Origin of the sequence: Shewanella khirikhana (assembly GCF_003957745.1) — a bacterium.
Lineage (GTDB): Bacteria > Pseudomonadota > Gammaproteobacteria > Enterobacterales > Shewanellaceae > Shewanella > Shewanella khirikhana.
Window position 1 is genome coordinate 1,731,000 of sequence record NZ_CP020373.1, and the last position, 24,492, is coordinate 1,755,491.

The following is a 24,492-nucleotide window of genomic DNA, read 5'->3' on the forward strand; positions in this document are numbered from 1 at the left end:
GTTCGCAGTTTCTTTAAACTAAAATCCAGTAAATGGCGTAAACGGAATTCATCATGAGTCTGAGCAGAACGTTTCCAATCGTCCTTATTTTACTCTTCGGCGCTGCCGTCGCTTGGATGTATAAGGAAAGTCAGGGTCAACTTCAGGATGAAGGCGCCCGGATTTTATCAGCCTACCAGCAGAGCGTTACCCAACTTGCCGATTGGAAAGGTGACGGCGCAGCGTTGTATCAGGCGCTGAGCAATAATAATTCGTTGCAGTTTTTCCAGTACACCGACGCCACCGATGGCGCCCGCAATCTCACCAAGGGGCAACTGCAGGCCTCGGCCGACTCCCCGGTGATGCAACTCTTCCCCCTTGAGCTTGGTGATACCCGCAATCTGCCCGAAGGCCGGATGATGGTTAAGCTCGATGTCAGCCATGCCCGCAGCGCCGCCAGTGCGGCCTTTACCGAGCAGCTAATTATCCTTGGCGGTCTGCTTGGCTGCGCTTTGCTGCTGTTTTGGCTGCTGCAGGCGTTTTTGTCACGCAATATCCGTTATGCCGCCGACTATATCCGCGCCATTCCTTCACTTAACTTTGCACCGGTAGAGCAATCCAGACTCAGAGCCGAATTAAGACCGCTGGCTCAGGCGCTGGAAGAAAGCCGCGCAGGCCTTAAAAGCAAAATCGACAGTTTGAATCAGGAAAATGAAAAGCTGTCGCGGGCGGCTTTTCAAGATCCCATCACCGGCTTTGGCAGTCGTGCCCGCTTCACCCGTAAGCTCGATGAAGTTGCCAAAAGCCAGAAAGATTTGCTCGGCTGCCTTGCCATGGTGCAGGCCACCGAACTTGGCAATATCAACCAGTTACAGGGGCGCACAGCAGGCGATGAATACCTCGCCAAGGTAGCAAACTGTCTTCGCCGTGCCTGCGGCCAGTTTCCCGATGCCGAATGTTTCAGAATAAGCAGCTCCGACTTTGCCATCTTCCTGCCCAATCTGGTGATAAAGGAAGCTGAGCGTTTCCTTGAGCCACTGAAAACCTTGCTCGATGAATACCAAAGCACCACCAAAACCGATTCAGTGGCCTACACGGGGCTGGTACCTTACAAGAGCGGTGTTGACCCGGTGAACCTGCTCAGCTTGTCCGATGCAGCCCTCAGCATTGCCCAAACCCTGGGACCGAACAGTTTCCATACCTTGGAAGATTTCAGTGATGACATGGAAATCGGCGATAACCGCTGGCAGCTGGCAATTAACGACATTATCAAACGCCGCGCAGTGCGCTTCTTCCAGCAGCCTATTCAGCCCTGCCGCGCCGAAGTGGAAGTGTATCGCGAGCTCTTTGCCCGCTTTTATAACCCCGAAGGCAAATTTCTGCCCACCGCCACTGTGATTGCCATGGCTGAGCGCCACGGTATGTCGATTGATTTGGATAAGCTGGTAATTTTGTCGGCTATCAAAATGCTGATAGACAACAAAAACCTCAGCGGCTCTTTTGGTGTTAACATCAGCGCAGCGTCCGCCACCAACGAAAACTTTGTCAGCTGGCTTAAAGATTTGCTGATAAAACAGCGCAGTGTCGCCAGCCGCCTGGTGGTGGAAATCAATGAAAGTGGTCTGCAAACCAATATGCACGGCTGCTTTAAGTTTATTCGTGAAGTCCACAGCGTTGGTACCCGGGTGTCCATCGAGCGCTTTGGTATGGGCTTTACCTCGTTCAAGTTCTTCCGTGAAATCCGCCCGGATTACATCAAACTCGACGCCACCTACAGCGAAGCCATCGATCAGGACGCCAACAACAAGTTTTTTGTGCGGATGATTATCGACATCGCCCGCCGCATTGGTGTCAGAGTTATCGCCTGTGGCGTTGAGCGTCAGGAAGAAAAGCTGACCCTGGAAAAACTGCTGGTGGATGGTTTGCAAGGCTATTACATCGCTCAGCCCCAACAAATGGGTCCTGGCGAAGCCGGTGAGTAACCGACTGAATAAAAATCAACCCGGCCCGGTTAACCCTGCTTTTGATATGTTGTTAATGCCACTCAAAAAGCCGATAATACCGGGCACCGACCGCTAATGCTTTTTCGCGATGAGTGAATATCTTCTGTTGTTGATCGGTACCGTGCTGGTCAACAACTTCGTTTTGGTAAAATTCCTTGGGCTTTGCCCCTTTATGGGGGTATCAGGCAAACTCGAGTCTGCCATCGGCATGTCGATGGCGACCACCTTTGTGCTGACCCTGGCGTCAATACTGAGTTTCCTGGTGAACCAGTATCTGTTGGCGCCCTTCGATTTAACCTATCTGCGCACCATGAGCTTTATTCTGGTGATTGCCGTTGTGGTGCAATTTACCGAGATGCTGGTGCAAAAAACCAGCGCCACTCTGCACCGTGCGCTGGGCATTTATCTGCCGCTGATTACCACCAACTGTGCGGTACTCGGGGTGGCACTGCTGAATGTCAACGAGCAGCACGATTTCCTCGAGTCAGCCATTTACGGCTTTGGCGCTGCGGTGGGCTTTTCGCTGGTATTGGTGCTCTTTTCTGCCATGCGTGAGCGCCTGGCAGCCGCCGATGTGCCTGTGCCTTTCAAAGGCGGCGCCATCGCCATGATCACCGCAGGTTTGATGTCGCTGGCCTTTATGGGCTTTACTGGGCTGGTGAAATAATGTCGGGAGTTATGTTAGCCATAGTTGTGCTTGGGGTGCTGGCGTTGGTGTTCGGCGCCATTCTGGGCTTTGCAGCCGTCAAGTTTAAAGTTGAAGGCAACCCGCTGGTCGATCAGGTCGAAGCCCTGCTGCCACAAACCCAATGCGGTCAGTGCGGTTACCCTGGCTGTCGCCCTTACGCCGAAGCCATTGCCGGCGGTGATAAAATCAATAAGTGCCCTCCCGGTGGCACCGCCACCATGGAAAAGCTCGCCGAGCTGATGGGCGTTGAACCCGAGCCACTGTCTGCCTCCGAAGAGCAGCAGGTAAAGAAAGTCGCCTATATCCGTGAAGATGAGTGTATTGGCTGCACCAAGTGCATTCAGGCTTGCCCTGTGGATGCCATTGTTGGCGCCGGTAAGCTCATGCACACGGTGATCACCCAGGACTGCACCGGCTGCGATCTCTGCGTTGAGCCCTGCCCCGTAGATTGCATCGACATGATCCCCGTGGCTCAGGACATTAAAACCTGGAATTGGAAACTCAGTGCCATTCCGGTTATGCAGCTCGAAGAGGACAAACCGTGCTGACGCTTTTGGAACAACTGGATAAAGGTACGCTTTGGCGCTCTCCCGGCGGTATCCATCCGCCAGAAATGAAAACCCTCTCCAGCGGCACGCCCATTGCGCGTTTGCCACTGTTTAACGAGTATTTGATCCCACTGCCGCAGGTGGGTGAACAAGCAACGCTTGCGGTAAACCCGGGCGACAAGGTATTGAAAGGCCAGGTGCTGACCAGAGGTCAGGGCTTTGGTTATCTGCCGGTACATGCGCCAACCTCTGGCCAGGTTAAGGCCATCGAGGCCCACCCCAGCAATCACGCCTCAGGGCTACCGGTATTGTCGCTGGTGCTGGAAAGCGATGGCGAAGATAGCTGGTGTGAGCTTAATCCCGCAGCCGTGGATTCGCTCAGCCCTGCGGAGATGGTGAAAAAGGTGCAGGAAGCCGGCATTGCCGGTATGGGCGGCGCGGCCTTCCCAAGCCATATCAAATTAAGCCCCGCCAGCGATATCGAACTGGTTATCGTCAACGGCGTTGAGTGCGAGCCTTATATCACCGCCGACGACCGTCTGATACGCGAACATGCCGATGCGATTTTGGGCGGCGCCGAAATTGTGCACCGCATTCTTGGCCCCAAGCGCATTATCATCGCCATTGAAGATAACAAACCCGAAGCCGCCGACGCAGTGCGCGCCGCAATCAGCCGCAGCCATTTGCCCGCAGGCACAGCCCGGGTAACTGTCGTACCTACCAAATATCCGTCCGGCGGTGAAAAGCAGCTTATTCAAATCGTTACCGGCCAGGAAGTTCCATCAGGCGCCATTCCGGCACAGCTCGGCATTCTGGTCCACAACGTGGGTACACTTTTTGCCATTCGCGACGCAGTGATTGACGGTAAGCCTTTGATTGAGCGGGTGGTCACAGTCACCGGCAATGCCGTCAGCAAACCCGGCAACTACTGGGCACTGATTGGCACCCAGGTACAGGATGTGCTTGAACACTGTGATTTTCGCGCAGCTGAAGCACAAAAAGTGATTATGGGCGGCCCTATGATGGGATACACCTTGCCCAGCACCCAGGTGCCGCTGCTCAAAGGCAGCAACTGTATTCTTGCGCCCAATGGTCTTGAAATCACCGAGATGCCGCCTGAAAAGCCCTGTATCCGCTGCGGCGAATGCGCGGTTGTCTGCCCGGCCATGTTGTTGCCACAGCAACTCTTCTGGCATGCCAAGGCCGAAGAGTACGACAAGGCCGAGAGTTATAACCTCAAAGATTGTATCGAATGTGGTTGCTGCAGTTATGTCTGCCCAAGCGACATTCCTCTGGTGGAATACTACCGGGTAGCCAAGGCGGCAATTCGCCAGCAGGCCGATGAAAAGCAAAAAGCCGAACGGGCCAAGGTCCGTTTCGAGGCGCGATTGGCCCGTCTGGAAGAAGAAAAAGCCGCCCGCGAAGCCAAAGCCAAAGAAGCGGCCGACAAGCGCAAGGCCAGCATGGCTGGCAACGAGAAAGATGCCATTGCCGCTGCGTTGGCACGGGTTCAGGCCAAAAAGGCGGCTGCAACCCAAGAGACTGACATGAGTGCAGCCCAGTCTGCGGTAAGCGCCAATACAGCAGCCAGCGGCGATAAAGATCCCAAAGCAGGTGTGGCCGCGGCGATTGCCAGAGCCAAAGCGAAGAAAGCGGCCCAGGCACAGGCACAGGCACAGGATAACGTAGCATCCAGCAGCGACGATGTTGTTGATGTGGCAGCCGCTGATAACCCTGAAACAGCCGCCGATCCCAAAAAGGCCGCCGTGGCTGCTGCCATTGCGCGTGCTAAAGCTAAAAAAGCTGCGCAGGCACAGGGCAGCGCGGCAATCGGTAGCCACGATACTTCCGATGTCGCGGTTAATGCTGCAAAGGCAACACCTCAAGCGCCTGAGGAAACACCTACAGATCCGAAAAAGGCCGCCGTAGCTGCCGCCATTGCCCGTGCTAAAGCCAAGAAGGCTGCCCAGGTACAGGGCAGCGTCGCTACCAGCGCTGACGATACTGCTGATGTCGCAGTTGAAACTGCAGAAGCCGTGCCTGCCGAGCCTCATGAGGCCACACCTGTCGAGCCACAAGAGGCAGCTGCCGTAGATCCGAAAAAAGCCGCTGTGGCTGCTGCTATTGCCAAAGCCAAGGCGAAAAAGGCCGCTCAGGCAAAGGCCGCTGAAAAGCAAAGTGCAGATAACGGGTCTGATGTTCAGACTGACTCTGAGCCCAGTGATGCCTCACAGCCAGAGAGTAACGACACAAAGCCGGAAGCAGAAACCGCCGCAGCTCAGACAACACCAGAGCAGGCATCTGAGCCCATGTCGGCCGACGAACTGAAAAAAGCCCGTATTGCCGCCGCTGTTGCCAAGGCGAAAGCGAAAAAGACTGCCCGGGAGCAAGACTGATTATGGCGTTTAAGATTGCATCATCACCCCACGTACGCAAAGAGCTGCAAACCTCGGCGGTAATGCAGCGGGTGATCCTGGCGGTACTGCCGGGCCTTGCCGTGCAGTGTTATTTCTTCGGCTGGGGCAGCTTTATCCAGGTACTGCTTGCCCTCGTAACAGCGCTCGCCTGCGAAGCCCTGGTGCTGAAACTGCGAAACCGCCCGGTGGCTGACACCCTCAAAGATCAAAGTGCAGTACTGACCGCCATCCTGCTTGGGGTGGCCATTCCTCCCCTCGCCCCCTGGTATCTGGTGGTGATTGGCACTCTGTTTGCCATCATCATCGTCAAGCAGTTGTACGGCGGCCTTGGGCAGAACCTGTTTAACCCCGCCATGGCGGCCTATGTGCTGTTGCTTATCTCCTTCCCGGCGCTGATGACAGTGTGGGCGGCGCCTGCATCCCTTGCCGATAAGAGTGCCGGTGTAATGGATGCACTGCAGGTTATTTTCGGTGGCGTAGGCGCCATTGACTACGCCATGGGTATCGACGGCGTGACCATGGCAACCCCACTGGATACCTTGAAAACGGATCTCTCCATGGGTTTGACTGCGTCTGAGAGCCTGCAAAAGCCGCTTTTTGGTGGCGGCAGTACAGGTGAAGGCTGGTTTTGGGTCAATCTTGCCTATCTCGCCGGTGGCATGTTCTTGCTGGCGACCAAAACCATCCGCTGGCATATCAGTACCGGCTTCCTCGGTGCACTCTTTGTTTGCAGCCTGTTTGGTTTTGGTGTGTCGCCAGACACCCACGCCAGCCCAGTTATGCAATTATTCAGTGGTGCCACCATGCTGGCGGCCTTCTTTATCGCAACCGATCCTGTTACTGCGGCAACCAGTCCCCGTGGACGCTTGCTGTTTGGCGCGCTGATTGGGGTGCTTGTGTATGTTATCCGAACCTTTGGCGGCTATCCCGATGGCGTGGCCTTTGCGGTGCTGCTGGCTAACCTGTGCGCCCCCCTTATCGATTATTACATCAAGCCGCGGGCCTATGGCCATCGTGGCAGCCTGTAGGAGACCAGGATGCAAAAATCCATCATCAAAAACGGTCTTCTGTTGGCAGGGTTTGCCCTCGCCTGTACTGCCGCGGTAGCGCTGGTGAATGAGGCAACCAAAGATAAAATCGCCGAGCAGCAGCGGCTTGAACTCACCCGCATTCTGCATCAAATCGTCCCGGACGAGCTGCACGATAACGACCTTGGCGCCAGCTGCATTCTGGTCACTGCGCCAGAAGCCCTTGGCAGCAGCGATGCCATGCCTGTGTATCTAGCCACCCGCAGCGGCGACCCCGTAGCCCTTGCGATTGAGACCAACGCTCCCGATGGCTACAACGGTAATATCCGCCTCATCATAGGCGTCGATACTGCCGGCAAGGTGCTTGGGGTGCGAACCCTCAGTCATCAGGAGACACCAGGGCTTGGCGATAAAATTGAGCTTCGTAAATCAGACTGGGTACTGGCTTTCAACGGCCGGGTATTTGACAGTGGCAACAACAGCAACTGGAAGGTGAAAAAGGATGGCGGCGAGTTCGATCAGTTTACCGGCGCCACTATCACCCCAAGGGCCTATATGAAGGCCATCAGCCGCACCCTCACCCTGGTCAGCAAAGAGCAGCAAGCCTGGTTTGAAAGACCCCTTGGCTGCGATGCAGGAGGCGAAATCAATGAGTAATTTCAAAGAGATTACCTGGCAAGGGCTTTGGAAAAATAACCCCGGCCTGGTGCAGCTTTTGGGCCTGTGCCCACTGCTTGCCGTTACCGCGACCCTCACCAACGCCCTGGGCCTCGGCCTTGCCACTGTTGCCGTGCTTATCGGCTCCAACGTGCTGGTGTCGCTGGTACGCGACTATGTGCCCAAAGAAATCCGTATTCCGGTGTTTGTGATGATCATTGCCGCGCTGGTAACCGTGGTGCAGCTCGTGATTAACGCCTATGCCTATGGCCTTTATCTGTCGCTTGGGATCTTCCTGCCGCTTATCGTGACCAACTGCGTCATCATCGGCCGCGCCGAAGCCTTTGCCTCCCGCAACAGCGTGGCTGCCAGTGCCTTTGATGGCTTGATGATGGGCGTGGGCTTTACCGCCGTTCTGGCCGTGCTTGGCGCTGTGCGCGAAATCCTTGGTCAGGGCACTTTGTTTGATGGCGCGGATCAGCTGCTCGGCGACTGGGCGCTGTCGCTCAGAATCGAGCTTTGGCAGGTTGATAACAGCTTCCTGCTGGCGATGTTGCCGCCGGGCGCCTTTATCGCCATGGGGCTGCTGATCGCCGCTAAAAACGTGATTGATGCGCGCATCGAAGCCAAAAAGCCGCAGGTCACTGAGCCCGAAGCCATTACCCGCGCCCGCATTACCAAGGTTGGCTGAGCTACAAAGCTCCTTGATGACGCAAAGACATTGATAAAAACCTGACAAACGTGTGAAAGAGTAAGGATAAGCCGTGAATAATCAAAAGCGTGTTGAAATTCTGACGCGTCTTAGGGACAACAACCCCAAGCCGGAAACCGAGCTTAACTTTTCCACACCGTTTGAGCTGCTGGTTGCGGTCACCCTCTCTGCTCAGGCTACCGATGTGAGTGTAAACAAGGCAACCGACAAGCTGTTTCCGGTGGCTAACACTCCGCAGGCCATAGTGGATTTGGGCGTTGAGGGACTGAAGGAGTACATCAAAACCATCGGCCTTTTCAACAACAAAGCCATCAACGTGGTGAAGCTGTCACAAATTCTGCTGGATAAGCACGGCGGCGAAGTGCCGGAAGTTCGTGACGCGCTGGAGGCCCTGCCGGGCGTTGGTCGCAAGACCGCCAATGTGGTGCTCAATACCGCTTTCGGCTGGCCGACCATCGCCGTGGACACCCACATTTTTCGCATGGCAAACCGCACCAAATTTGCCCCAGGCAAAAACGTGGTGGAAGTGGAGGAGCGGATGCTGAAGGTGGTGCCGGCCGAGTTTAAAGTAGATGTGCACCACTGGTTTATTCTGCACGGACGCTACACCTGCCTTGCCCGGAAGCCTCGCTGCGGCAGCTGCATCATCGAAGATTTGTGCGAATTCAAGGACAAGGTTTACCCCGACGAGTAAGCAGGGAAACCGTTAATGAAAAACGCCGCAGTCTGCTACCAGCTGCGGCGTTTTTCGTAAAAAAGCGTTTTAGAACATTGAGCTTGCGAAAGCAGCAAAGAACAGCCCAATCACGGCCACGGTACCAGCAGCCATTTTCAGTTCAGTTTTCATATTCTTCTCCCTTGGTGAACCTGCAATGCATTATCCGACGGGGCGAACGCTTTAGCCAACACTCCACCGTTAAACTGTGAGTTGCCTCAGATTTATCTTTTTCGTCGGTTTGCGCCTGGCATTTTTGTTATACTGGCGGCTTATTCATGTCGTCTAAGGAACCCCAAATGTCTCAAATTCTTCATACCATGGTTCGGGTTGCCAATCTTGAAAAGTCCATCGCCTTCTACACCGAAGTGCTGGGCATGAAGCTGCTGCGCACCTCCGAAAACCCCGAGTACCGTTATTCGCTCGCCTTTGTGGGTTATGGCGAAGAAGCCAGCGGCGCCGCAGTGATTGAACTGACCTGGAACTGGGATACTGACAAGTACGATCTGGGTACCGGTTATGGCCATATTGCAATTGGCAAAGCCGATATTTATCAGGCCTGTGAAGATATCGCCAAGGCCGGTGGTAAAGTAACCCGCGCTCCTGGACCTGTGGCCGGTGGCAGCACTGAAATCGCCTTTGTGGAAGATCCTGACGGCTACAAAATTGAACTTATTCAAATGAAGTCCGCCATGCACGGCCTCGGCTAACCTAACCGAACCTGGGCCGAGCTGAGCTGAGCATAAATCACTGCAGATAATTCACCGCCTATGATGCTCTGCAGCCAATAAAAAAGCGCCCATAGGGCGCTTTTTTTACATCAGAGTCTGACCGTTATCAGAACTTCATCGATACGCCGCCGTAGATCTGGCGACCAATGGTGTCGAACACCTGAGGGATGGTGCCGCCATCGCTGCCGTTAGGCACGTAAGATGGCTCTTCATCGGTGAAGTTCTTCACGCCCAAAGACACAGTCACAGCATCGTTCACAAAGTAGTTGGCAACCACGTTGTGGTACAGCACTGAATCCACAGTCTCGCTTGGGTCGCCCAGCCACTCGGTTTCGCCGATGAAGCGGTTGTAGTACATCAGGCTCCAGTCGGCCTGGCCGGCCTGGATGCTGAAGTTGTTACGTACCTTGGCGTAACCACCGAAGTTACCATCGCTGGTGCCTTCATAGGACACACCGTCCTGCTCGAACTCAAGCAGATAGGTCATATCGTTGTTGATCTTCCAGTCCAGGCTCAGGGCTTCGAAGCTGTAAGCCAGGTTGAAGTCGATACCACTGGTGTTCTGGCTACCCACGTTGGTCAGCGGGTTAGTGAAGTTCGACAGATCGCCATCGGCGGTGATCTTGAAGGTTTCACAGGCGCTCAGAATGCCAGCGTGGCAATCGTTCAGACCTTTTTGTGCATCCAGACGGGTAATGGCGTTGGTCACGCGGAAACGCCAGTAGTCCAGGGTCAGTGACATGCCATCGATATAGCTTGGCGAGTACACCAGACCGGCAGTGTAAGACTCAGACTCTTCTGGCTTCAGATCCGCATCTGAGGTGTAGTTCACCAGAATTTGTGGGTCCTGCTCGTTACCCCATGGGTCGTCCAGGTAGTCGTAAGAGCCGGTGTTACCACCGTACAGCTCAGCTACGTTAGGCGCACGGAAACCGGTGGCCGCTACGGTACGCAGCATCAGGTCGTCGGTGGCTTCATAGGTCAAACCAATCTTCCAGGTAGACGCCTTACCGAAGGTAGAGTAGTCGTCAAAGCGCAGGGCGAATTCACCGGTCAGTTTCTCGGTGAATGGCACGCTCACTTCCTGGTAGAAAGAGAAAACGTTGTAGTTACCGTCGGTTGGGTCCTGCTGGGCCGCTGTGCCCTCGCCCGCTACGATAACGGGATCCGGGTTGTAGTAACCGCTGTCGTAACGGTATTCGGCACCGATAGCAAAGCCCACAGGGCCTGCGCTCAGGTCAAACAGCTCGCCACTCAGTACACCGGCAACCACGTGCTGCTCGTTACCACCATCGTTACGCTCGGTAAAACCGATATCGTTGATGATGTCCTGTGGCAGCGGCTGACCGCTCAGCCATGCGTCCAGGTTGTTGTAGACGGAGTTTTCCATCTTCACGGCGTTGATGGAGTTCTCAACCCAGGTCTCGGCCTTGTTCTTGCCGTAGGTGTAAGACACATCCCAGGTCATGCCGGTGTTGATGTCCAGTGAGCCTTGCAGGCCGATAGAGGCGCGCAGGGTGTCGGTATCCTGATTGTAGATACGTGGACCCACATCTGTGGTACGGCGACGGTAGTTTACGCGGCCAGTGTCATCGGCTTCGATACCGGCATTCAGCATGTCCTGATCCAGGGTGATACAACGGGCAGGATCGATACCTTCCTCGCCACACACGCCCAGCATGATATCGGCTGGCTGAGCCGCCATTTGCTGATCAGACTTACGCTTGGTGTACAGGATGTCACCGCTCAGAACCACATCGCTGCCCAGTTCCTGGACCATGTTGGCAAACAGGCTGTAGCGCTTGCTTGGGGTCTGGTACCAGCTGTCCTGGGTGTAGTCGTAACCTGTGTCACGCTTAACCCAATTGCCATTGGCGTCTTTCACCATACCGCCCAGAGAGCCGGTTGGGATAAAGGAGCTGTAACCTGGCTCGGTCCAGTCGCGGTCGGCCTGGATCACACCACGGCGCTCAGAATAGGCGGCGCCAAAGGTGTAGTTGCCACCGTTATCGGTGTTGAAACCATACAGCAGGCTCAGTTCGCCGGTTTCACCGTCACCCTTGTCGGTGCCGCTGCCGTTGAAGTCAAACTGGAAGCCTTCGAAATCTTTCTTGGTGATGATGTTAACCACACCGGCAATGGCATCTGAGCCGTATACCGCGGAGGCACCATCTTTGAGGATCTCAACCCGGGCAATCATGGCAACCGGGATAGAGTTCAGGTCAACCGCGCTGTCAGCGCCAGAGCCTGAGTTCACCATACGGCGACCGTTGAGCAGTACCAGAGTACGCTCGGCGCCCATACCACGCAGATCAACCTGAGCCACGCCGTCTGCACCGTTGTTGGTGGTTGAACCTACAGCGGCACCTGCCATGGAGGTTTGCGCCTGCAGCATCTGATCCACGGAGGTGTAACCTTCGGCACGGATAGCATCGGCACTGATCACGGTAACAGGTGAGGCTGTTTCCATATCCTGACGTTGGATACGTGAACCTGTTACGGCAATGCGTTCTACGTCTTTGGCCTGAGCTTCTTCAGCAAACGCCTGAGATGACACGACTGCAGAAGCACCGGTAGCCAATAAGACGCAATTGACCGCCCACGCAATTCTCGTGGTTTTTAACATGATTTATCTCCCTGCTTATTTTGACTGCACCTGTAAGATTTTGAATTTGGTGCAGCCCCGATACTCGCCAAGCAGTGAAGAATCGTCAAACCCCCAAAAAATTAACAAAAAATTTCCATTGAAACCAATTTGTTTAAGGTTGTTTTCATATTTGTATAACCCGGAGTGTCACCAATGTTGCAAACTGAATATTTATTCAAATATGCAGATACATAATGTCACAGTCGCTTGAGTGACAGCCAAACCGGCCGCCGACCCGTTAACAATGCAAAGAGCATAAATGTGATATGCATCACACTTTTTATGTGACCCGAGTCGCGTTAATACCGGATTAAGCTGGGCTTGGTAACGGTTTTCACCGAAGTTGTTAACCTGAACCACTCAAATCCTGCAGAGCAGATACAAAAAAGAGACCCGAAGGTCTCTTGTTAAGCCAAAGCGCTGTTTCAATTTTTATTCAGGCTTTATCAAATCGAAGTGGCTGTAGGCACGGGCTGTGGCAATACGACCCCGGGGAGTGCGCTGCACAAAGCCTTGCTGAATAAGAAATGGTTCCAGCACATCTTCAATGGTTTCGCGCTCTTCACCGATAGCGGCGGCAAGGTTATCCAGCCCCACAGGACCGCCCATAAACTTGTCGATAATCGCCAGCAGCAACTTGCGGTCCATGTAATCGAAACCTTCGCTGTCGACATCGAGCAAATCCAATGCAGACTGGGCAACGGCGCGGCTGATGGCGCCATCGTGTTTCACTTCGGCAAAGTCGCGTACCCGACGCAGCAGGCGGTTGGCGATACGGGGCGTACCGCGGCTGCGGCGGGCAATTTCTTCGGCGCCGCCCTCATCCATGGGCACATCCATCACCTTGGCCGAGCGGGCGACAATGGACGACAGGTCGCGGACATTGTAAAACTCAAGCCGCAGCGGAATGCCGAAACGGGCCCGCAGCGGTGAGGTCAGCGAGCCTGCGCGGGTAGTCGCGCCCACCAGGGTAAAGGGCGGCAAATCCAGCTTGATGGAGCGTGCTGCAGGCCCCTCACCTATCATGATATCCAGCTGATAGTCTTCCATCGCCGGATAGAGGATTTCCTCCACCACAGGGCTTAAGCGGTGGATTTCATCGATAAAGAGCACGTCACCTTCTTCAAGATTGGTGAGCAGCGCCGCCAAATCACCTGCCTTTTCCAGCACAGGCCCGGAGGTGGACTTGATGTTTACCCCCATTTCGTTGGCAACGATATTGGCCAGGGTGGTTTTACCCAGGCCCGGTGGGCCGTAGATCAGCATATGATCCAGGGCTTCGCCGCGCTTTTTGGCCGCTTCAATAAAGACTTTAAGCTGGGCGCGGGTGTCATCCTGCCCCGTGTATTCATCGAGCAGTTTTGGCCGCATGGCGCGGTCAATCACATCTTCCTGACCCAGATCCTGGGGCTGAATAAGCCGGTCGGCCTCAATCATGGTATTCCCCTTTCACCTTAGAGCATGGACTTGAGTGCAGCCTTGATAAGCTGCTCGGGATCCATACCCTCCTTGAAGGCACTGGATACGGCCTTGCTGGCCTGCTGAGGTTTGTAACCCAGTGACAAGAGTGCAGCAATGGCATCTTCTTCTACCGTGGCGGCCACGGGCGCCGGGGTGAAGTTGCTCTTGAGCACAAACTCGCGCTCGGCGCCCATGGAGGCTTCCATCAGACTCTTGAGTTTGTCGCGCATCTCGACCAGCAGGCGCTCGGCGGTTTTTTTACCCACACCGGGCAGCTTGATCAGGGTCGCGATATCATCACGCTCCAGGCAGCCGATAAATTCCTTGGCGGTCATGCCCGACAAAATGGTGAGCGCAAGCTTGGGGCCAACACCATTGGCCTTGATCAGCAAACGGAACAGTGAGCGCTCTTCCTTGTGGATAAAACCATACAGCAGCTGGGCATCTTCGCGGACCACAAAATGGGTATAAACAATGACCTCGGCGCCAGGCAGTGGCAGCTCGTAAAAGGAGGTCAGCGGCATTTGCAGCTCATAGCCAACACCGCCCACATCTATCAATACCTCTGGGGCGTGTTTCTCAACCAAAATGCCCTTTAAACGACCTATCATCTGTATCTTCCGTATGTTCTGACACTGGCGCGCCCACCGAGGGCCACCAGACTTTGATGGGTGTGATAATGACACATGGCAACCGCCAGTGCATCTGCCGCGTCGGCCTGGGGTGCTGCGGGGAGTTTCAGCATCTGCTGCACCATGTGCTGCACCTGGGCCTTTTGAGCCCGGCCTGTGCCCACCACGGCATTTTTAATCTGGGTGGCGCTGTATTCGGCCACCGGTAAGCCTGCCACTGTCGCCGCCACAATGGCGGCGCCCCTCGCCTGGCCGAGCTTCAATGCCGAGTCGGCATTTTTGGCCATAAATACCCGCTCGATGGCAAACTGGCTCGGCTGGTACTGACGGATAATTTCCTGCAGGCCATCAAAAATCTGCTTAAGCCTGTCGGGCAGTTCATCCGATGAGGTACGAATGCAACCGCTGCCAAGATAGAGCTGATGCCTGCCCTGACACTGGATAACCCCATAACCTGTGATGCGTGAGCCCGGGTCGACCCCTAAAATAATGGCCATGGATTATTCCAGCGTCTCCATCACCTCATCGGGGATGTCGGCGTTATGGTAAACCTCCTGCACATCATCATGATCTTCAAGCTGATCGATAAGCCGCAGGAATTTGGGAGCGGTTTCGGCATCAAGCACAGCCCGGGTGGATGGCACCATGGTCACTTCAGCGTTCACCGAGGTAAAACCCGCGCCATCGAGGGCGTCTTTCACGGCGCCAAAGTCCTCAGGCGTGGTGTACACATCGGCACTGCCATCATCATTGATGACCACATCGTCGGCGCCGCCCTCGAGTGCAGCTTCCAGAATGGCGTCTTCATCGGTGCCGGGCTCGAAACTTATCACCCCGCGCTTGGTAAAGAGATAGGCCACCGAGCCGTCGGTACCCAGGTTGCCACCGGACTTATTGAAGGCATTGCGCACCCCGGTCACCGCACGGTTGCGGTTATCCGTCATGCACTCCACCATCACAGCAGTGCCACCGGGGCCGTAGCCTTCGTAGATGAGGGTTTCCAGATTGTCGCCATCAAGCTCGCCGGAACCACGCTTTACCGCGCGCTCCACAGTGTCACGGGTCATATTGGCAGACAGGGCTTTGTCAATGGCGGCACGCAGACGGGGGTTGGCATCGGCATCTGAACCACCCTCACGGGCGGAGACAACCAGCTCGCGAATGAGTTTGGTAAAGAGTTTGCCGCGCTTGGCATCCTGGGCGGCTTTACGGTGTCGGATGTTGGCCCACTTGCTGTGACCTGCCATAGAAATCTCCTTGAAATGCGGATAGATGACCACTGTCCAGACTAACGAAAAACAGCGTCCGGGGAAAATGCAGTGGCCGTAAAAACAGACCGAGGCATGCGCCCCGGTTTGTTTGTGACTCTATCAGTCTTGTTTCGGCTCTTTCGGCAGAACCGCAATGCCCAGTTCCACCAGTTGGTCGGGGTTGGCATGTCCCGGCGCGTTAGTGAGCGGACAGGCCGCCGTGGTGGTCTTGGGGAAGGCCATCACGTCACGGATGGAGCTGGCGCCGGTCATCAGCATCACCAGACGGTCCAGACCAAAGGCCAGACCCGCATGTGGTGGCGTACCGAAACGCAATGCGTCCAGCAGGAAGCCGAACTTCTCTTTGGCTTCTTCATCGTCGATGCCAAGGATGCGGAACACAGTAGACTGCATGTCGCCATTGTGGATACGCACAGAGCCGCCGCCCAGTTCAACGCCGTTAAGTACCATGTCGTAGGCATCGGACACTGCCTTACCAGGGTTGGCTTCAAGCTCGGCAGCAGTGACGCCGCGCGGCGCGGTAAAGGGATGGTGAACGGCGTAGAAACGGCCATCGGCCTTTTCGAACATCGGGAAGTCAACCACCCACAGTGGACGCCACTCGCCCTGGAGCAGATCGAAGTCTTCACCGGCTTTCAGACGCAGCGCGCCCATGGACTCGGCAACCACGTTGGCCTTGTCGGCACCGAAGAAGATGATATCGCCATCAGCGGCGCCAGTGCGGGCAATGATTTCCTTGATGATGTCTTCATTCAGGAACTTGGCCACAGGCGACTGAATGCCTTCAAGGCCAGCGGCGAGGTTGTTGACCTTCATCCAGGCCAGACCGCGGGCACCGTAGATACCGACAAACTTGGTGTAGTCGTCAATTTGCTTGCGTGACAGCTCGGCGCCGCCGGGAATACGCAGTGCAGCAACGCGGCCTTCTTCGTCGTTGGCTGGGCCGGAGAATACGGCGAACTCAACGGCTTTAAGCAGATCGGCAACATCAACCAGTTCCAGCGGGTTACGCAGATCCGGCTTATCGGAGCCAAAGCGGCGCATGGCTTCGTCCCAGGTCATTTTCGGGAATTCGCCCAGATCCACGTTCATCAGTTCGAGGAACAGGTTACGGATCATGCGCTCGGTGGTTTCCATCACCTGATCAGAGCTCATGAACGAGGTTTCGATATCGATTTGGGTGAATTCAGGCTGACGGTCGGCGCGCAGGTCTTCGTCGCGGAAACACTTCACGATTTGATAGTAACGGTCGAAACCTGACATCATCAGCAGCTGCTTGAACAGCTGTGGCGACTGTGGCAGTGCGAAGAACTGACCTTTATAGGTACGGCTTGGTACCAGGTAGTCGCGGGCACCTTCCGGAGTGGCCTTGGTCAGAATGGGGGTTTCGATGTCGAGGAAGCCGTTGCCATCCATAAAGTTGCGCACAAAGCTGGTTACCTTGGCACGGAAAATCAGACGCTGAGCCATTTCAGGACGGCGCAGATCCAGATAGCGGTACTTAAGACGGGCTTCTTCGCTGTTGTTCTGGTGGTTATCCAGGCTCAGTGGCAGCGGATCGGCAGCATTGATGATGGTGAGCGCTTTGCCAAGCACTTCAATTTCACCGGTCTTCATCTGGCTGTTCACCTGGCTGTCAGGACGTGGGCGAACCACACCTTTAACCTGAACACAGAACTCGGCACGCAGGCTGCTGGCTACGTCAAACACGTCTGGCAGATCGGGGTCGTAAACCACCTGAACCACACCTTCGCGGTCGCGAAGATCCAAAAAGATCACACCCCCCAAATCGCGGCTGCGGTTGACCCAGCCGACGAGGGTGACTTCTTGTCCGACGTGAGACTTGTTAACGTCTCCACAATAATGACTGCGCATCGAGAGTTATCCTTTTTCCTGCACTTTGGCGGAAAGCTGATTGAAAATAGTGACTGGGCATTATAGTGAAAGAATGCCCTGAGCCAAAGTACTTCACTTTTGGTCGGTGAAGTATCCAGCAAGTTTTTGTTTAAGACCAGAGGGTGCGGCGCTGAATTTGCTACGAATGCCGAAAATTTCTACAGCTTTCAGGCACTGCGGTAGCTGTGGCCGCCCGCCTGCTTGGCGAAGTACATCATCTTGTCGGCTTTTTGCATCAAACCGATGGGATTGTCACTGTCGCTTGGGTAGATGGCGATGCCGATACTGGCCGAGATACTGATTTGGGTGCCATCCATATCAAAGGGCTTGGACAACTTGGCAATCAGGTTCTCCGCCACCTGGCAGACACTGTCCATATCGGCGATTTTATTGAGCAGCACAATAAATTCATCGCCGCCAAAACGCGCCACTGTATCGGATTTACGCACAGCGTCATCCAATACCCGCGCCACTTCCACCAACAGCTTATCGCCCATGGCGTGGCCTTTGGCGTCGTTGACCTCTTTAAAGCCATCGAGATCCACAAACAGCAGCGCAAACTTGGCCTGCTCGCGGCCATGGAGCAGCACCGCCTGACGCAGTCTGTCATCCAGCAAAATCCGGTTTGGCAGCCCGGTTAATGGGTCGTGGCTGGCAAGATGGGCAATTCGTGCCTCGGCGCGCTGACGGGCCTTGATTTCCTGCTTCAGCCGACGATTAATCACAGCGACCACCAGGGTCAGCAGCAACAGCACCGACAATGCAATCACCACGCTGCGCAAGTAACGCTGATAGCGGGCAACGCCGGTATCCACATTAAAATCCATCCAGTGGGAGTGGATTTCCTGCACCTTGGCTTTATCGAGCTTGGCTATCACCTTGTTCAGATACGGCAGCAATTCCTGATGGCGCGGAGTAACACCGATATGACTTTTCTGATCGGCAAAATCGGCCAGCAGTGACATTTTCAGCTGCTGAAACTGGCCACTGTTGAGCTTATTGGCAAGGGTGACCACTTTTTCAATGAACAAATCGGCCTTGCCGGAGGACACCGCCTGCAAACCGGTCTGGCTGTCTGGCACCAGCACCAGCTTAATGCCGGGGTACTCTGCCATCAGCCGACTCACAATCTGATAGCCTTCCACCACCGCCAGCCGCTGGCCCTCAAGCTGATCGAGGTTGAATACCGACACCACATCAATTGGGCTTACCAGCGCCCATGCCGATGGCCAGTAAGGCTCACTGTAGGTGATTTGCCCTTCCCGCTCAGGCGTTTTGGCCACGCTGCCGGCAAGGTCAATTTTCCCGCTTTGAAGTGCACTGATAAGGTCGCCCCACGCTTTGAAGGCCACAGGCTCAATCTCAATCCCCAACATGGACTCAAACATCTTAGCCACATCGGAGTTCACTCCGGCAAACTCGCCTTTTTCGTCGGTAAACTCCATCGGCGCCCAGTTTTCCAAATAGCCCATTTTCAGGCTGCCAAGACCGGTCAGGTATTGGCGCTCGGGGCCGCTCAGATTGATGTGCTCGCGGGACTTCACAAACACGTGGTCACGGCTGTTGAGCATCCATTTCTGCTCAATGTCAGCAAGCTCCTTCAGGCTTATCATGTTGAAGCCGGAGGCAATCCGATTGGCAAGCCCCTGATCGCCATTGCGGATCAGGGCGTAGATTTCGGTGTCGTACTCTAAAAAGTTGGCCTGGGTGAATTCGGCCCAACTTTTATTGAGCAGCAGATAGTGCTGGGTCCAGGCTGCAGAGGCGACAAAGCCAACAATGTCCCCCTGATGTACGGCATTGAGCATCTCTTCCATGCCGTTATAGAAGCGCACCTGGGTGTCGGGCAGCGCTGCCCTCACCTTGGCCACATAAGGCGCCGTTGGGAAAATACCAATGCGTTTTCCTTTGAGCGCCTTGACGTCAGTGATTTGATTGCCATGTAAAAACAGTCGGCTTTTTACCGTGTACATATGCCAGGCGCGGTACAGCCCGGTATTCATATCATCGCTTTCTGGGTAGCCAATGTGCACATCGGCGCGGCCAGTGCGCACATCTTCAAGGCTGCCATTCATATCGCCTGGGATAAAATTGATGGGAACGCCGGTTTTTTCTGACCACAAACGCCACAAATCCACATACAGCCCGTGGGGTAAACCATCGACACCGAGGTCGACAAAAGGCTCGACACCCAGCTGCATGGCGATGGCAAGACCACTCTGCTCACGCTGATACCCCAGCCAGCGCCGCTCGAGTTTGCGGGTAAAGTCGCTCGACAGCCGGGCAAACCCTTCATTGATTTGCCGCAGCAGCGCCTCATTGCCTTTTTGCACCGCTGGATGCATATCGGTTTGACGCACCAGCACCCGGGTGTTGATAGGAAAGTCCACTGACAGCTTTTGCTGCAGGCGCTGATCGCGCATGTAGCCTTCCATACCGGCAAAAGCGACCAGCTCCCCTCTATCCGCCGCCTCAAGCAGACTCTCCCGGGTTGGGAAACGCTTGAAGCTCAGGCCGGGCACCCTGGCATTGAGTTCGTTTTCAAAGGTGGAACCCTGCACTATACCTATCTGGAAAGGCCGCAATTGCTCAAGGGAGGTTCGTCCCTGCAATTGTTTGTGCAGGTAAACGTAGGTGTTAACCTCAGAAATGGTGTCGGCGAAGTCAAACAGGCGCTCACGGTCGGGGTTGATGGCCATGCCAAGGTGTACATCGGCCCGCCCTTGCTGAAGCTGGGTCAGGGAGTCACGCCACACCCGGCTGACAAACACCACAGGGCGGCGGTTTACCCGCGACCACTCTTTCCAGAGCTCAACCATCAGGCCCTGAGGATCGCCATTTTCATCTATAAATTGAAAGGGATAGCTGTCTTCGCCCATCACCAGCGTCAGGGGTTTATCGTCGCTGTAGGCAAGAAATGACAGACCCAGTGACAGGCACAACAACAGTCGCAGAATAAGCTTCAAACCGGTACCCAAAGGTCAAAGTTGCGTAAAAAGAATGTTATCTAACGGCGTATTAGACATAAATTTGGCCGAAATAGCCAGTGTGCCCTTGCTGCTCAGAAACGCGATTCGTTAAAATACAAGGCTATATTGTGAGAACGACAGCACATGACCAATCAACAAGATACTTTGTTTGCGCTGCCCGGTGAGCATCAGGGCAATTTTCAGTTCGACAACCGGGTAGCCGGTGTCTTTGGCGATATGATCCGCCGCTCGGTGCCCGGCTACAGCCAAATCATTGCCACCATTGGCGATTTTGCCGGTCGTCTGGTTAGCCCGAATACCCAGGTTTATGACCTTGGCTGCTCTCTTGGCGCCGCCACCCTATCCATCCGCCGTCAGGTGGAAGGCCGCAGCGTCTGTATCCATGCCATCGATAACAGCGAGCCCATGCTGGCCCGTTGCCGGGAAAACCTCGATGCCTATGTCAGCGACACCAAGGTAGAGTTTCATCTGGCCGACATTCGTGATGTGGCAATCGAAAACGCCTCCATGGTGGTGCTGAACTTTACTCTGCAGTTTTTGCCCCCTGCCGATCGCGATGCGCTTATCGCCCGGATATGGCACGGCATGGTGCCCGGCGGCGTACTGGTGCTGTCAGAAAAACTCAAATTCGACAACGATGCCATTCAGCAGCTGCTCGATGCCCAGCATCTGGATTTCAAGCGTGCCAATGGTTACAGCGAGCTTGAAATCAGCCAAAAGCGCAGCGCCATCGAAAACGTACTGATCCCGGATACCCTGGATGAGCACAAGGCGCGCCTGCATCAGGCTGGCTTTACCCAGGCCGACCTCTGGTTTCAGTGTTTCAACTTTGCCTCCATGGTGGCCATCAAGTGATCAGTTTCTCCAGTTTTTACCGCCAAATCGCCGATACCAATTTACAGCATTGGCTCGAAACCCTGCCCGCCGTGCTCGGTGAATGGCAGCGAAGCCACAAACACGGCAACCTGCCCAAGTGGGAAAAGGTGCTCGCCAAACTGAACTTTCCGGCTCCCGATGAGCTGGATTTGCTGCACAGTGTCACTATCGGCAGCGGCGCTCAGCTCAGTGAAGGCCAGCAGGAAAAGCTAGAAAACCTGCTGCGCATCCTTTCACCCTGGCGTAAAGGCCCGTTCCATGTGCACGGTATTCACATCGATACCGAGTGGCGCAGTGACTGGAAGTGGGATCGGGTTTCGCCCCACATCAGCCCACTGGCTAACCGCACTGTACTCGATGTGGGCTGCGGCAGTGGCTACCACATGTGGCGTATGCTGGGTGAAGGCGCCAAACGTGTAGTGGGTATCGACCCCTCGGCGCTGTTTTTATGCCAGTTCGAAGCCATCAAACGCCTGATTGACGTTGACTCGCCGGTGCATTTACTGCCGCTTGGGATTGAAGAGCTGCCGCCACTGGATGCCTTCGACACTGTGTTCTCTATGGGCGTGCTGTACCACAGACGCTCGCCAATTGATCATCTGCTGCAGCTTAGGGATCAACTGCGCATGGGCGGTGAGCTGGTGCTCGAAACCCTGGTAGTCGATGGCGATAAGGACACAGTTCTGGTGCCCCGCGATAGATATGGCAAGATGAATAATGTATGGTTTTTGCCATCCATAGAAGCGCTTAAGCTGTGGCTCGAAAAATGTGATTTTACCGACGTGCGCTGCGTGAACGTGGATGTCACCTCGCTGGCAGAGCAGCGTGCTACCGGTTGGATGCAAAATGAGTCTCTGGTCGATTACCTCGACCCACAGGATGTCAGCCTGACAGTAGAAGGCTACCCCGCCCCGAAACGGGCCACCTTTATTGCGGTTAAAAACCGCAGTAGCCAGGATTTTGATTGATAACGCGAAAGGGAAGCAAGCACATGTTAAAACACACTCTGGCCATCGCCATCATCGCCCTGACCGCGGGTTGTTCCATGACGCAAACGCCCCAGCCCACAGGCCCGCAACCTGTGAATGCCGACGAGTTCAAGCAGGCCATGGCTGCCCAGCAAACTGAACTGCTGGCCGCCATCAGTGCCGTAAAAGATGACTCCCGCGCTCAGATAGCTGAGCTTGATCAAGCCATCACAGCCCTGGATCAGGAAGTTAAAACCCTGGGGCAGAAACAGGCCACAGCCGCGCCGAGTCAACCTCAGGTGGAATGCCCTCCCAGCGCCATTGGTGATAAATTCATGCTGGGTGAAGTGGAAAATGTCTTTGTTGAAGAGCTGAAAACCAGCTTTGAAACCCGTATTGATACCGGCGCCGAAAGCTCTTCGCTGGATGCGCGTAACATTCTGCTGTTTGAGCGCGACGGCACCCAATGGGTACGCTTCGATGTGTTCACCCAGGGCGAAGACAAACCCGCCTCCACCTTCGAAGCCAAGGTGGTGCGCTTTGTGCGCATCAAACAGGACACAGAAACAGACGATCGCCGTCCGGTGATCCACGCCCACCTGAAAATCGGCAAATTCAGTGCCGAAACCGATTTGAACCTGACCGATCGCAGCCATTTGGATTATCCGCTGCTGCTTGGCCGCAAATTTATGAAAGACATTGCCGTTGTCGATGTAGGCCAACGTTTCATTCACGGCAAGTAACAGGCAAATTCACGCCAAGGAGAGCAGATGCACTCACGTAAGCCTTTTTACATTCTCGTTTTTTTGCTGTTTGTCGTTGGCTTGGCAAGCAGCATTTACCGTGGCATTGAGCACAGAGTCCCCTTTCTGCCCGGGCAGCAGGTAGAAACCTGGGCCATCGACGCCAAGGTCAGCTTTGTTGGCCAGGGTGATGCAGGTGAAGTGTCACTGGCACTGCCGCAGGATCCCGCCTATGAAGTGCTGATGGAGCACACCACCTCGCCGGGCTACGGTTTGTCGATTATCGATGATGAGCAGGGCCGGCGCGCCATCTGGAGTAAACGCCAGGTCAGCGGTCAGCAGGACCTCTACTATAAGGTCACGCTGGTACCCACAGGTCAGACACGCCTGGTCGATGACGATGAGCCCGCCGCGCCCGAAGCCCCTGTGTGGGCCGCTACCGAGAAAGCCGCAGCTGAAGAAATCATTGACGAAGCCTGGGCTCAGAGTGGCTCCAATCTGTCCTATGCACGGCAACTGGTACGCCTGGTTGGCGGCGACAAGAGCCAGAATCTGGCGCTGCTGCTGACCGCCAATCGCCCTGCCAAGCTGTTTATCAATCTGCTGGCTGCCAAAGGGGTTCCTGCCCGTGAAGTATCGGCGCTGCGCCTTGAAGATCAACGTCGCCGCCAGCAACTGGTGAGCTTTGTTGAAGTGTACGACAAAGGCGAGTGGCACCTGTTCGATGCCAGCAACGGCAAAGAAGGCCGCCCTGAAAACCTGCTGCTGTGGGAGCGTCAGGGCAAGTCGGTGCTGGACGTGATTGGTGGCAACAACTCTCAGGTGAACTTCTCCATGCTGATGGAAACCCGCCCTGCACTGTCGACCTCCATCGACATGATGGAGCTGGGTCAGGGGCTGGATTTCTCCCTATATCAGTTACCGTTGGAAGAGCAAAGCCTGTTCAAGGGCATCCTGCTTATTCCTATCGGCGTGCTGATGGTGGTGTTCCTTAGGGTGATTATCGGTATTAAAACCTCAGGCACCTTTATGCCGGTACTGATTGCGCTGGCGTTTATCCAAACCACCCTGGTTACCGGTTTGGTGGGCTTTTTGCTGATTGTCTCCTGTGGTTTGATGATCCGCTCTTATCTGTCGCACCTCAATTTGCTGCTGATTTCACGAATATCCGCGGTGATCATTGTGGTTATCGGCATCATCGGCATTTTCACCCTGCTGTCGTACAAGTTTGGCTTAAGCGAAGGCCTGACCATTACCTTCTTCCCGATGATCATTCTGGCCTGGACCATTGAGCGTATGTCCATCCTGTGGGAAGAAGAAGGCGCCAAGGAAGTGGTACTTCAGGGCGGCGGCAGCCTGCTGGTTGCTACCCTTGCCTATCTCGCCATGAGCGCCACCTGGGTACAGCACTGGGTATTCAATTTCCTGGGTATTCACCTGGTGATCCTGGCGCTGGTCATGCTGATGGGTCAGTACACCGGCTATCGCCTGCTGGAGCTTAAGCGCTTCAAGCCACTGGCAGGAGAATAA

General features: G+C 55.1%; 20 protein-coding genes. 13 read left to right on the forward strand and 7 right to left on the reverse strand.

Features of this window, described 5'->3' with window-relative positions; genetic code table 11:
* Positions 1-53: 53 nt before the first annotated feature.
* The 9 genes from STH12_RS07565 to gloA all read left to right on the forward strand — a co-directional run bounded on the left by STH12_RS07565 (position 54) and on the right by gloA (position 9,457).
* The gene (locus STH12_RS07565) at positions 54-1,961 is read left to right on the forward strand and encodes an EAL domain-containing protein (RefSeq protein ID WP_126166981.1); all 1,908 of its coding nucleotides are present in this window, start codon (positions 54-56) and stop codon (positions 1,959-1,961) included.
* Between the two features lie 109 nt (positions 1,962-2,070).
* Positions 2,071-2,649 (forward strand): electron transport complex subunit RsxA, encoded by a 579-nt coding sequence (gene rsxA, locus STH12_RS07570; RefSeq protein ID WP_126166982.1) that lies wholly within the window; start codon positions 2,071-2,073, stop codon positions 2,647-2,649.
* Positions 2,649-3,218 carry an electron transport complex subunit RsxB gene (gene rsxB, locus STH12_RS07575; protein WP_126166983.1) on the forward strand — a complete coding sequence of 190 codons (570 nt, stop codon included), beginning with the start codon at positions 2,649-2,651 and terminating at the stop codon, positions 3,216-3,218. The genes rsxA and rsxB overlap by 1 nt, the downstream gene beginning before the upstream one ends.
* The gene (gene rsxC, locus STH12_RS07580) at positions 3,212-5,614 is read left to right on the forward strand and encodes an electron transport complex subunit RsxC (protein WP_126166984.1); all 2,403 of its coding nucleotides are present in this window, start codon (positions 3,212-3,214) and stop codon (positions 5,612-5,614) included. Before rsxB ends, rsxC begins: the two co-directional genes overlap by 7 nt.
* A gap of 2 nt (positions 5,615-5,616) precedes the next feature.
* Positions 5,617-6,663 carry an electron transport complex subunit RsxD gene (gene rsxD, locus STH12_RS07585; protein WP_126166985.1) on the forward strand — a complete coding sequence of 349 codons (1,047 nt, stop codon included), beginning with the start codon at positions 5,617-5,619 and terminating at the stop codon, positions 6,661-6,663.
* Between the two features lie 9 nt (positions 6,664-6,672).
* On the forward strand, positions 6,673-7,320 hold the full coding sequence (gene rsxG, locus STH12_RS07590) for an electron transport complex subunit RsxG (RefSeq protein ID WP_126166986.1): 648 nt from the start codon (positions 6,673-6,675) through the stop codon (positions 7,318-7,320).
* Positions 7,313-8,011 carry an electron transport complex subunit E gene (locus STH12_RS07595; RefSeq protein ID WP_126166987.1) on the forward strand — a complete coding sequence of 233 codons (699 nt, stop codon included), beginning with the start codon at positions 7,313-7,315 and terminating at the stop codon, positions 8,009-8,011. Before rsxG ends, STH12_RS07595 begins: the two co-directional genes overlap by 8 nt.
* Before the next feature lie 73 nt (positions 8,012-8,084).
* Positions 8,085-8,726, forward strand: a complete 642-nt coding sequence (gene nth, locus STH12_RS07600) for an endonuclease III (protein ID WP_126166988.1) — start codon at positions 8,085-8,087, stop codon at positions 8,724-8,726.
* A gap of 320 nt (positions 8,727-9,046) precedes the next feature.
* The gene (gene gloA / locus STH12_RS07605) at positions 9,047-9,457 is read left to right on the forward strand and encodes a lactoylglutathione lyase (protein ID WP_126166989.1); all 411 of its coding nucleotides are present in this window, start codon (positions 9,047-9,049) and stop codon (positions 9,455-9,457) included.
* A gap of 127 nt (positions 9,458-9,584) precedes the next feature.
* Here gloA and STH12_RS07610 read toward each other — a convergent pair whose 3' ends face one another.
* From STH12_RS07610 to STH12_RS07640, 7 genes are all read right to left on the reverse strand, one after another.
* Entirely contained in the window at positions 9,585-12,104 is a 2,520-nt protein-coding gene (locus STH12_RS07610) for a TonB-dependent receptor plug domain-containing protein (protein WP_126166990.1), read from the reverse strand.
* Positions 12,105-12,557: 453 nt separating this feature from the next.
* Positions 12,558-13,562 carry a Holliday junction branch migration DNA helicase RuvB gene (gene ruvB, locus STH12_RS07615; protein ID WP_126166991.1) on the reverse strand — a complete coding sequence of 335 codons (1,005 nt, stop codon included), beginning with the start codon at positions 13,560-13,562 and terminating at the stop codon, positions 12,558-12,560.
* A gap of 17 nt (positions 13,563-13,579) precedes the next feature.
* The gene (gene ruvA / locus STH12_RS07620; RefSeq protein WP_126166992.1) at positions 13,580-14,197 is read right to left on the reverse strand and encodes a Holliday junction branch migration protein RuvA; all 618 of its coding nucleotides are present in this window, start codon (positions 14,195-14,197) and stop codon (positions 13,580-13,582) included.
* A complete protein-coding gene (ruvC, locus tag STH12_RS07625; RefSeq protein ID WP_011759954.1) occupies positions 14,194-14,715 on the reverse strand; it encodes a crossover junction endodeoxyribonuclease RuvC in 522 nt (173 codons plus the stop codon). The genes ruvA and ruvC overlap by 4 nt, the downstream gene beginning before the upstream one ends.
* Positions 14,716-14,718: 3 nt before the next feature.
* Entirely contained in the window at positions 14,719-15,465 is a 747-nt protein-coding gene (locus STH12_RS07630; RefSeq protein ID WP_126166993.1) for a YebC/PmpR family DNA-binding transcriptional regulator, read from the reverse strand.
* A 123-nt stretch (positions 15,466-15,588) separates the two neighbouring features.
* On the reverse strand, positions 15,589-17,364 hold the full coding sequence (gene aspS, locus STH12_RS07635) for an aspartate--tRNA ligase (protein WP_126166994.1): 1,776 nt from the start codon (positions 17,362-17,364) through the stop codon (positions 15,589-15,591).
* A 188-nt stretch (positions 17,365-17,552) separates the two neighbouring features.
* Entirely contained in the window at positions 17,553-20,351 is a 2,799-nt protein-coding gene (locus tag STH12_RS07640) for a transporter substrate-binding domain-containing protein (protein ID WP_126166995.1), read from the reverse strand.
* A gap of 147 nt (positions 20,352-20,498) precedes the next feature.
* Between STH12_RS07640 and cmoA the strand changes: the two genes are divergently transcribed.
* From cmoA to STH12_RS07660, 4 genes are read left to right on the forward strand one after another with little or no spacing between them, the layout of a single operon-like run.
* Positions 20,499-21,230 carry a carboxy-S-adenosyl-L-methionine synthase CmoA gene (gene cmoA / locus STH12_RS07645; RefSeq protein ID WP_126166996.1) on the forward strand — a complete coding sequence of 244 codons (732 nt, stop codon included), beginning with the start codon at positions 20,499-20,501 and terminating at the stop codon, positions 21,228-21,230.
* Entirely contained in the window at positions 21,227-22,219 is a 993-nt protein-coding gene (gene cmoB, locus STH12_RS07650; RefSeq protein WP_126166997.1) for a tRNA 5-methoxyuridine(34)/uridine 5-oxyacetic acid(34) synthase CmoB, read from the forward strand. The genes cmoA and cmoB overlap by 4 nt, the downstream gene beginning before the upstream one ends.
* Positions 22,220-22,242: 23 nt before the next feature.
* Positions 22,243-22,962 carry an ATP-dependent zinc protease family protein gene (locus tag STH12_RS07655; RefSeq protein ID WP_126166998.1) on the forward strand — a complete coding sequence of 240 codons (720 nt, stop codon included), beginning with the start codon at positions 22,243-22,245 and terminating at the stop codon, positions 22,960-22,962.
* Between the two features lie 27 nt (positions 22,963-22,989).
* Positions 22,990-24,492, forward strand: a complete 1,503-nt coding sequence (locus STH12_RS07660; RefSeq protein ID WP_126166999.1) for a UUP1 family membrane protein — start codon at positions 22,990-22,992, stop codon at positions 24,490-24,492.

What these genes read in the sequence shown, in the direction of transcription:
- STH12_RS07630 (WP_126166993.1), bottom strand. Translation starts at nt 15,465, where the DNA reads ATGGCAGGTCACAGCAAGTGGGCCAACATCCGACACCGTAAAGCCGCC.
- STH12_RS07660 (WP_126166999.1), top strand. Translation starts at nt 22,990, where the DNA reads ATGCACTCACGTAAGCCTTTTTACATTCTCGTTTTTTTGCTGTTTGTC.
- STH12_RS07610 (WP_126166990.1), bottom strand. Translation starts at nt 12,104, where the DNA reads ATGTTAAAAACCACGAGAATTGCGTGGGCGGTCAATTGCGTCTTATTG.
- ruvB (WP_126166991.1), bottom strand. Translation starts at nt 13,562, where the DNA reads ATGATTGAGGCCGACCGGCTTATTCAGCCCCAGGATCTGGGTCAGGAA.
- cmoA (WP_126166996.1), top strand. Translation starts at nt 20,499, where the DNA reads ATGACCAATCAACAAGATACTTTGTTTGCGCTGCCCGGTGAGCATCAG.
- rsxB (WP_126166983.1), top strand. Translation starts at nt 2,649, where the DNA reads ATGTCGGGAGTTATGTTAGCCATAGTTGTGCTTGGGGTGCTGGCGTTG.
- STH12_RS07655 (WP_126166998.1), top strand. Translation starts at nt 22,243, where the DNA reads ATGTTAAAACACACTCTGGCCATCGCCATCATCGCCCTGACCGCGGGT.
- STH12_RS07565 (WP_126166981.1), top strand. Translation starts at nt 54, where the DNA reads ATGAGTCTGAGCAGAACGTTTCCAATCGTCCTTATTTTACTCTTCGGC.
- aspS (WP_126166994.1), bottom strand. Translation starts at nt 17,364, where the DNA reads ATGCGCAGTCATTATTGTGGAGACGTTAACAAGTCTCACGTCGGACAA.
- ruvA (WP_126166992.1), bottom strand. Translation starts at nt 14,197, where the DNA reads ATGATAGGTCGTTTAAAGGGCATTTTGGTTGAGAAACACGCCCCAGAG.
- rsxD (WP_126166985.1), top strand. Translation starts at nt 5,617, where the DNA reads ATGGCGTTTAAGATTGCATCATCACCCCACGTACGCAAAGAGCTGCAA.
- gloA (WP_126166989.1), top strand. Translation starts at nt 9,047, where the DNA reads ATGTCTCAAATTCTTCATACCATGGTTCGGGTTGCCAATCTTGAAAAG.
- STH12_RS07595 (WP_126166987.1), top strand. Translation starts at nt 7,313, where the DNA reads ATGAGTAATTTCAAAGAGATTACCTGGCAAGGGCTTTGGAAAAATAAC.
- rsxA (WP_126166982.1), top strand. Translation starts at nt 2,071, where the DNA reads ATGAGTGAATATCTTCTGTTGTTGATCGGTACCGTGCTGGTCAACAAC.
- ruvC (WP_011759954.1), bottom strand. Translation starts at nt 14,715, where the DNA reads ATGGCCATTATTTTAGGGGTCGACCCGGGCTCACGCATCACAGGTTAT.
- rsxG (WP_126166986.1), top strand. Translation starts at nt 6,673, where the DNA reads ATGCAAAAATCCATCATCAAAAACGGTCTTCTGTTGGCAGGGTTTGCC.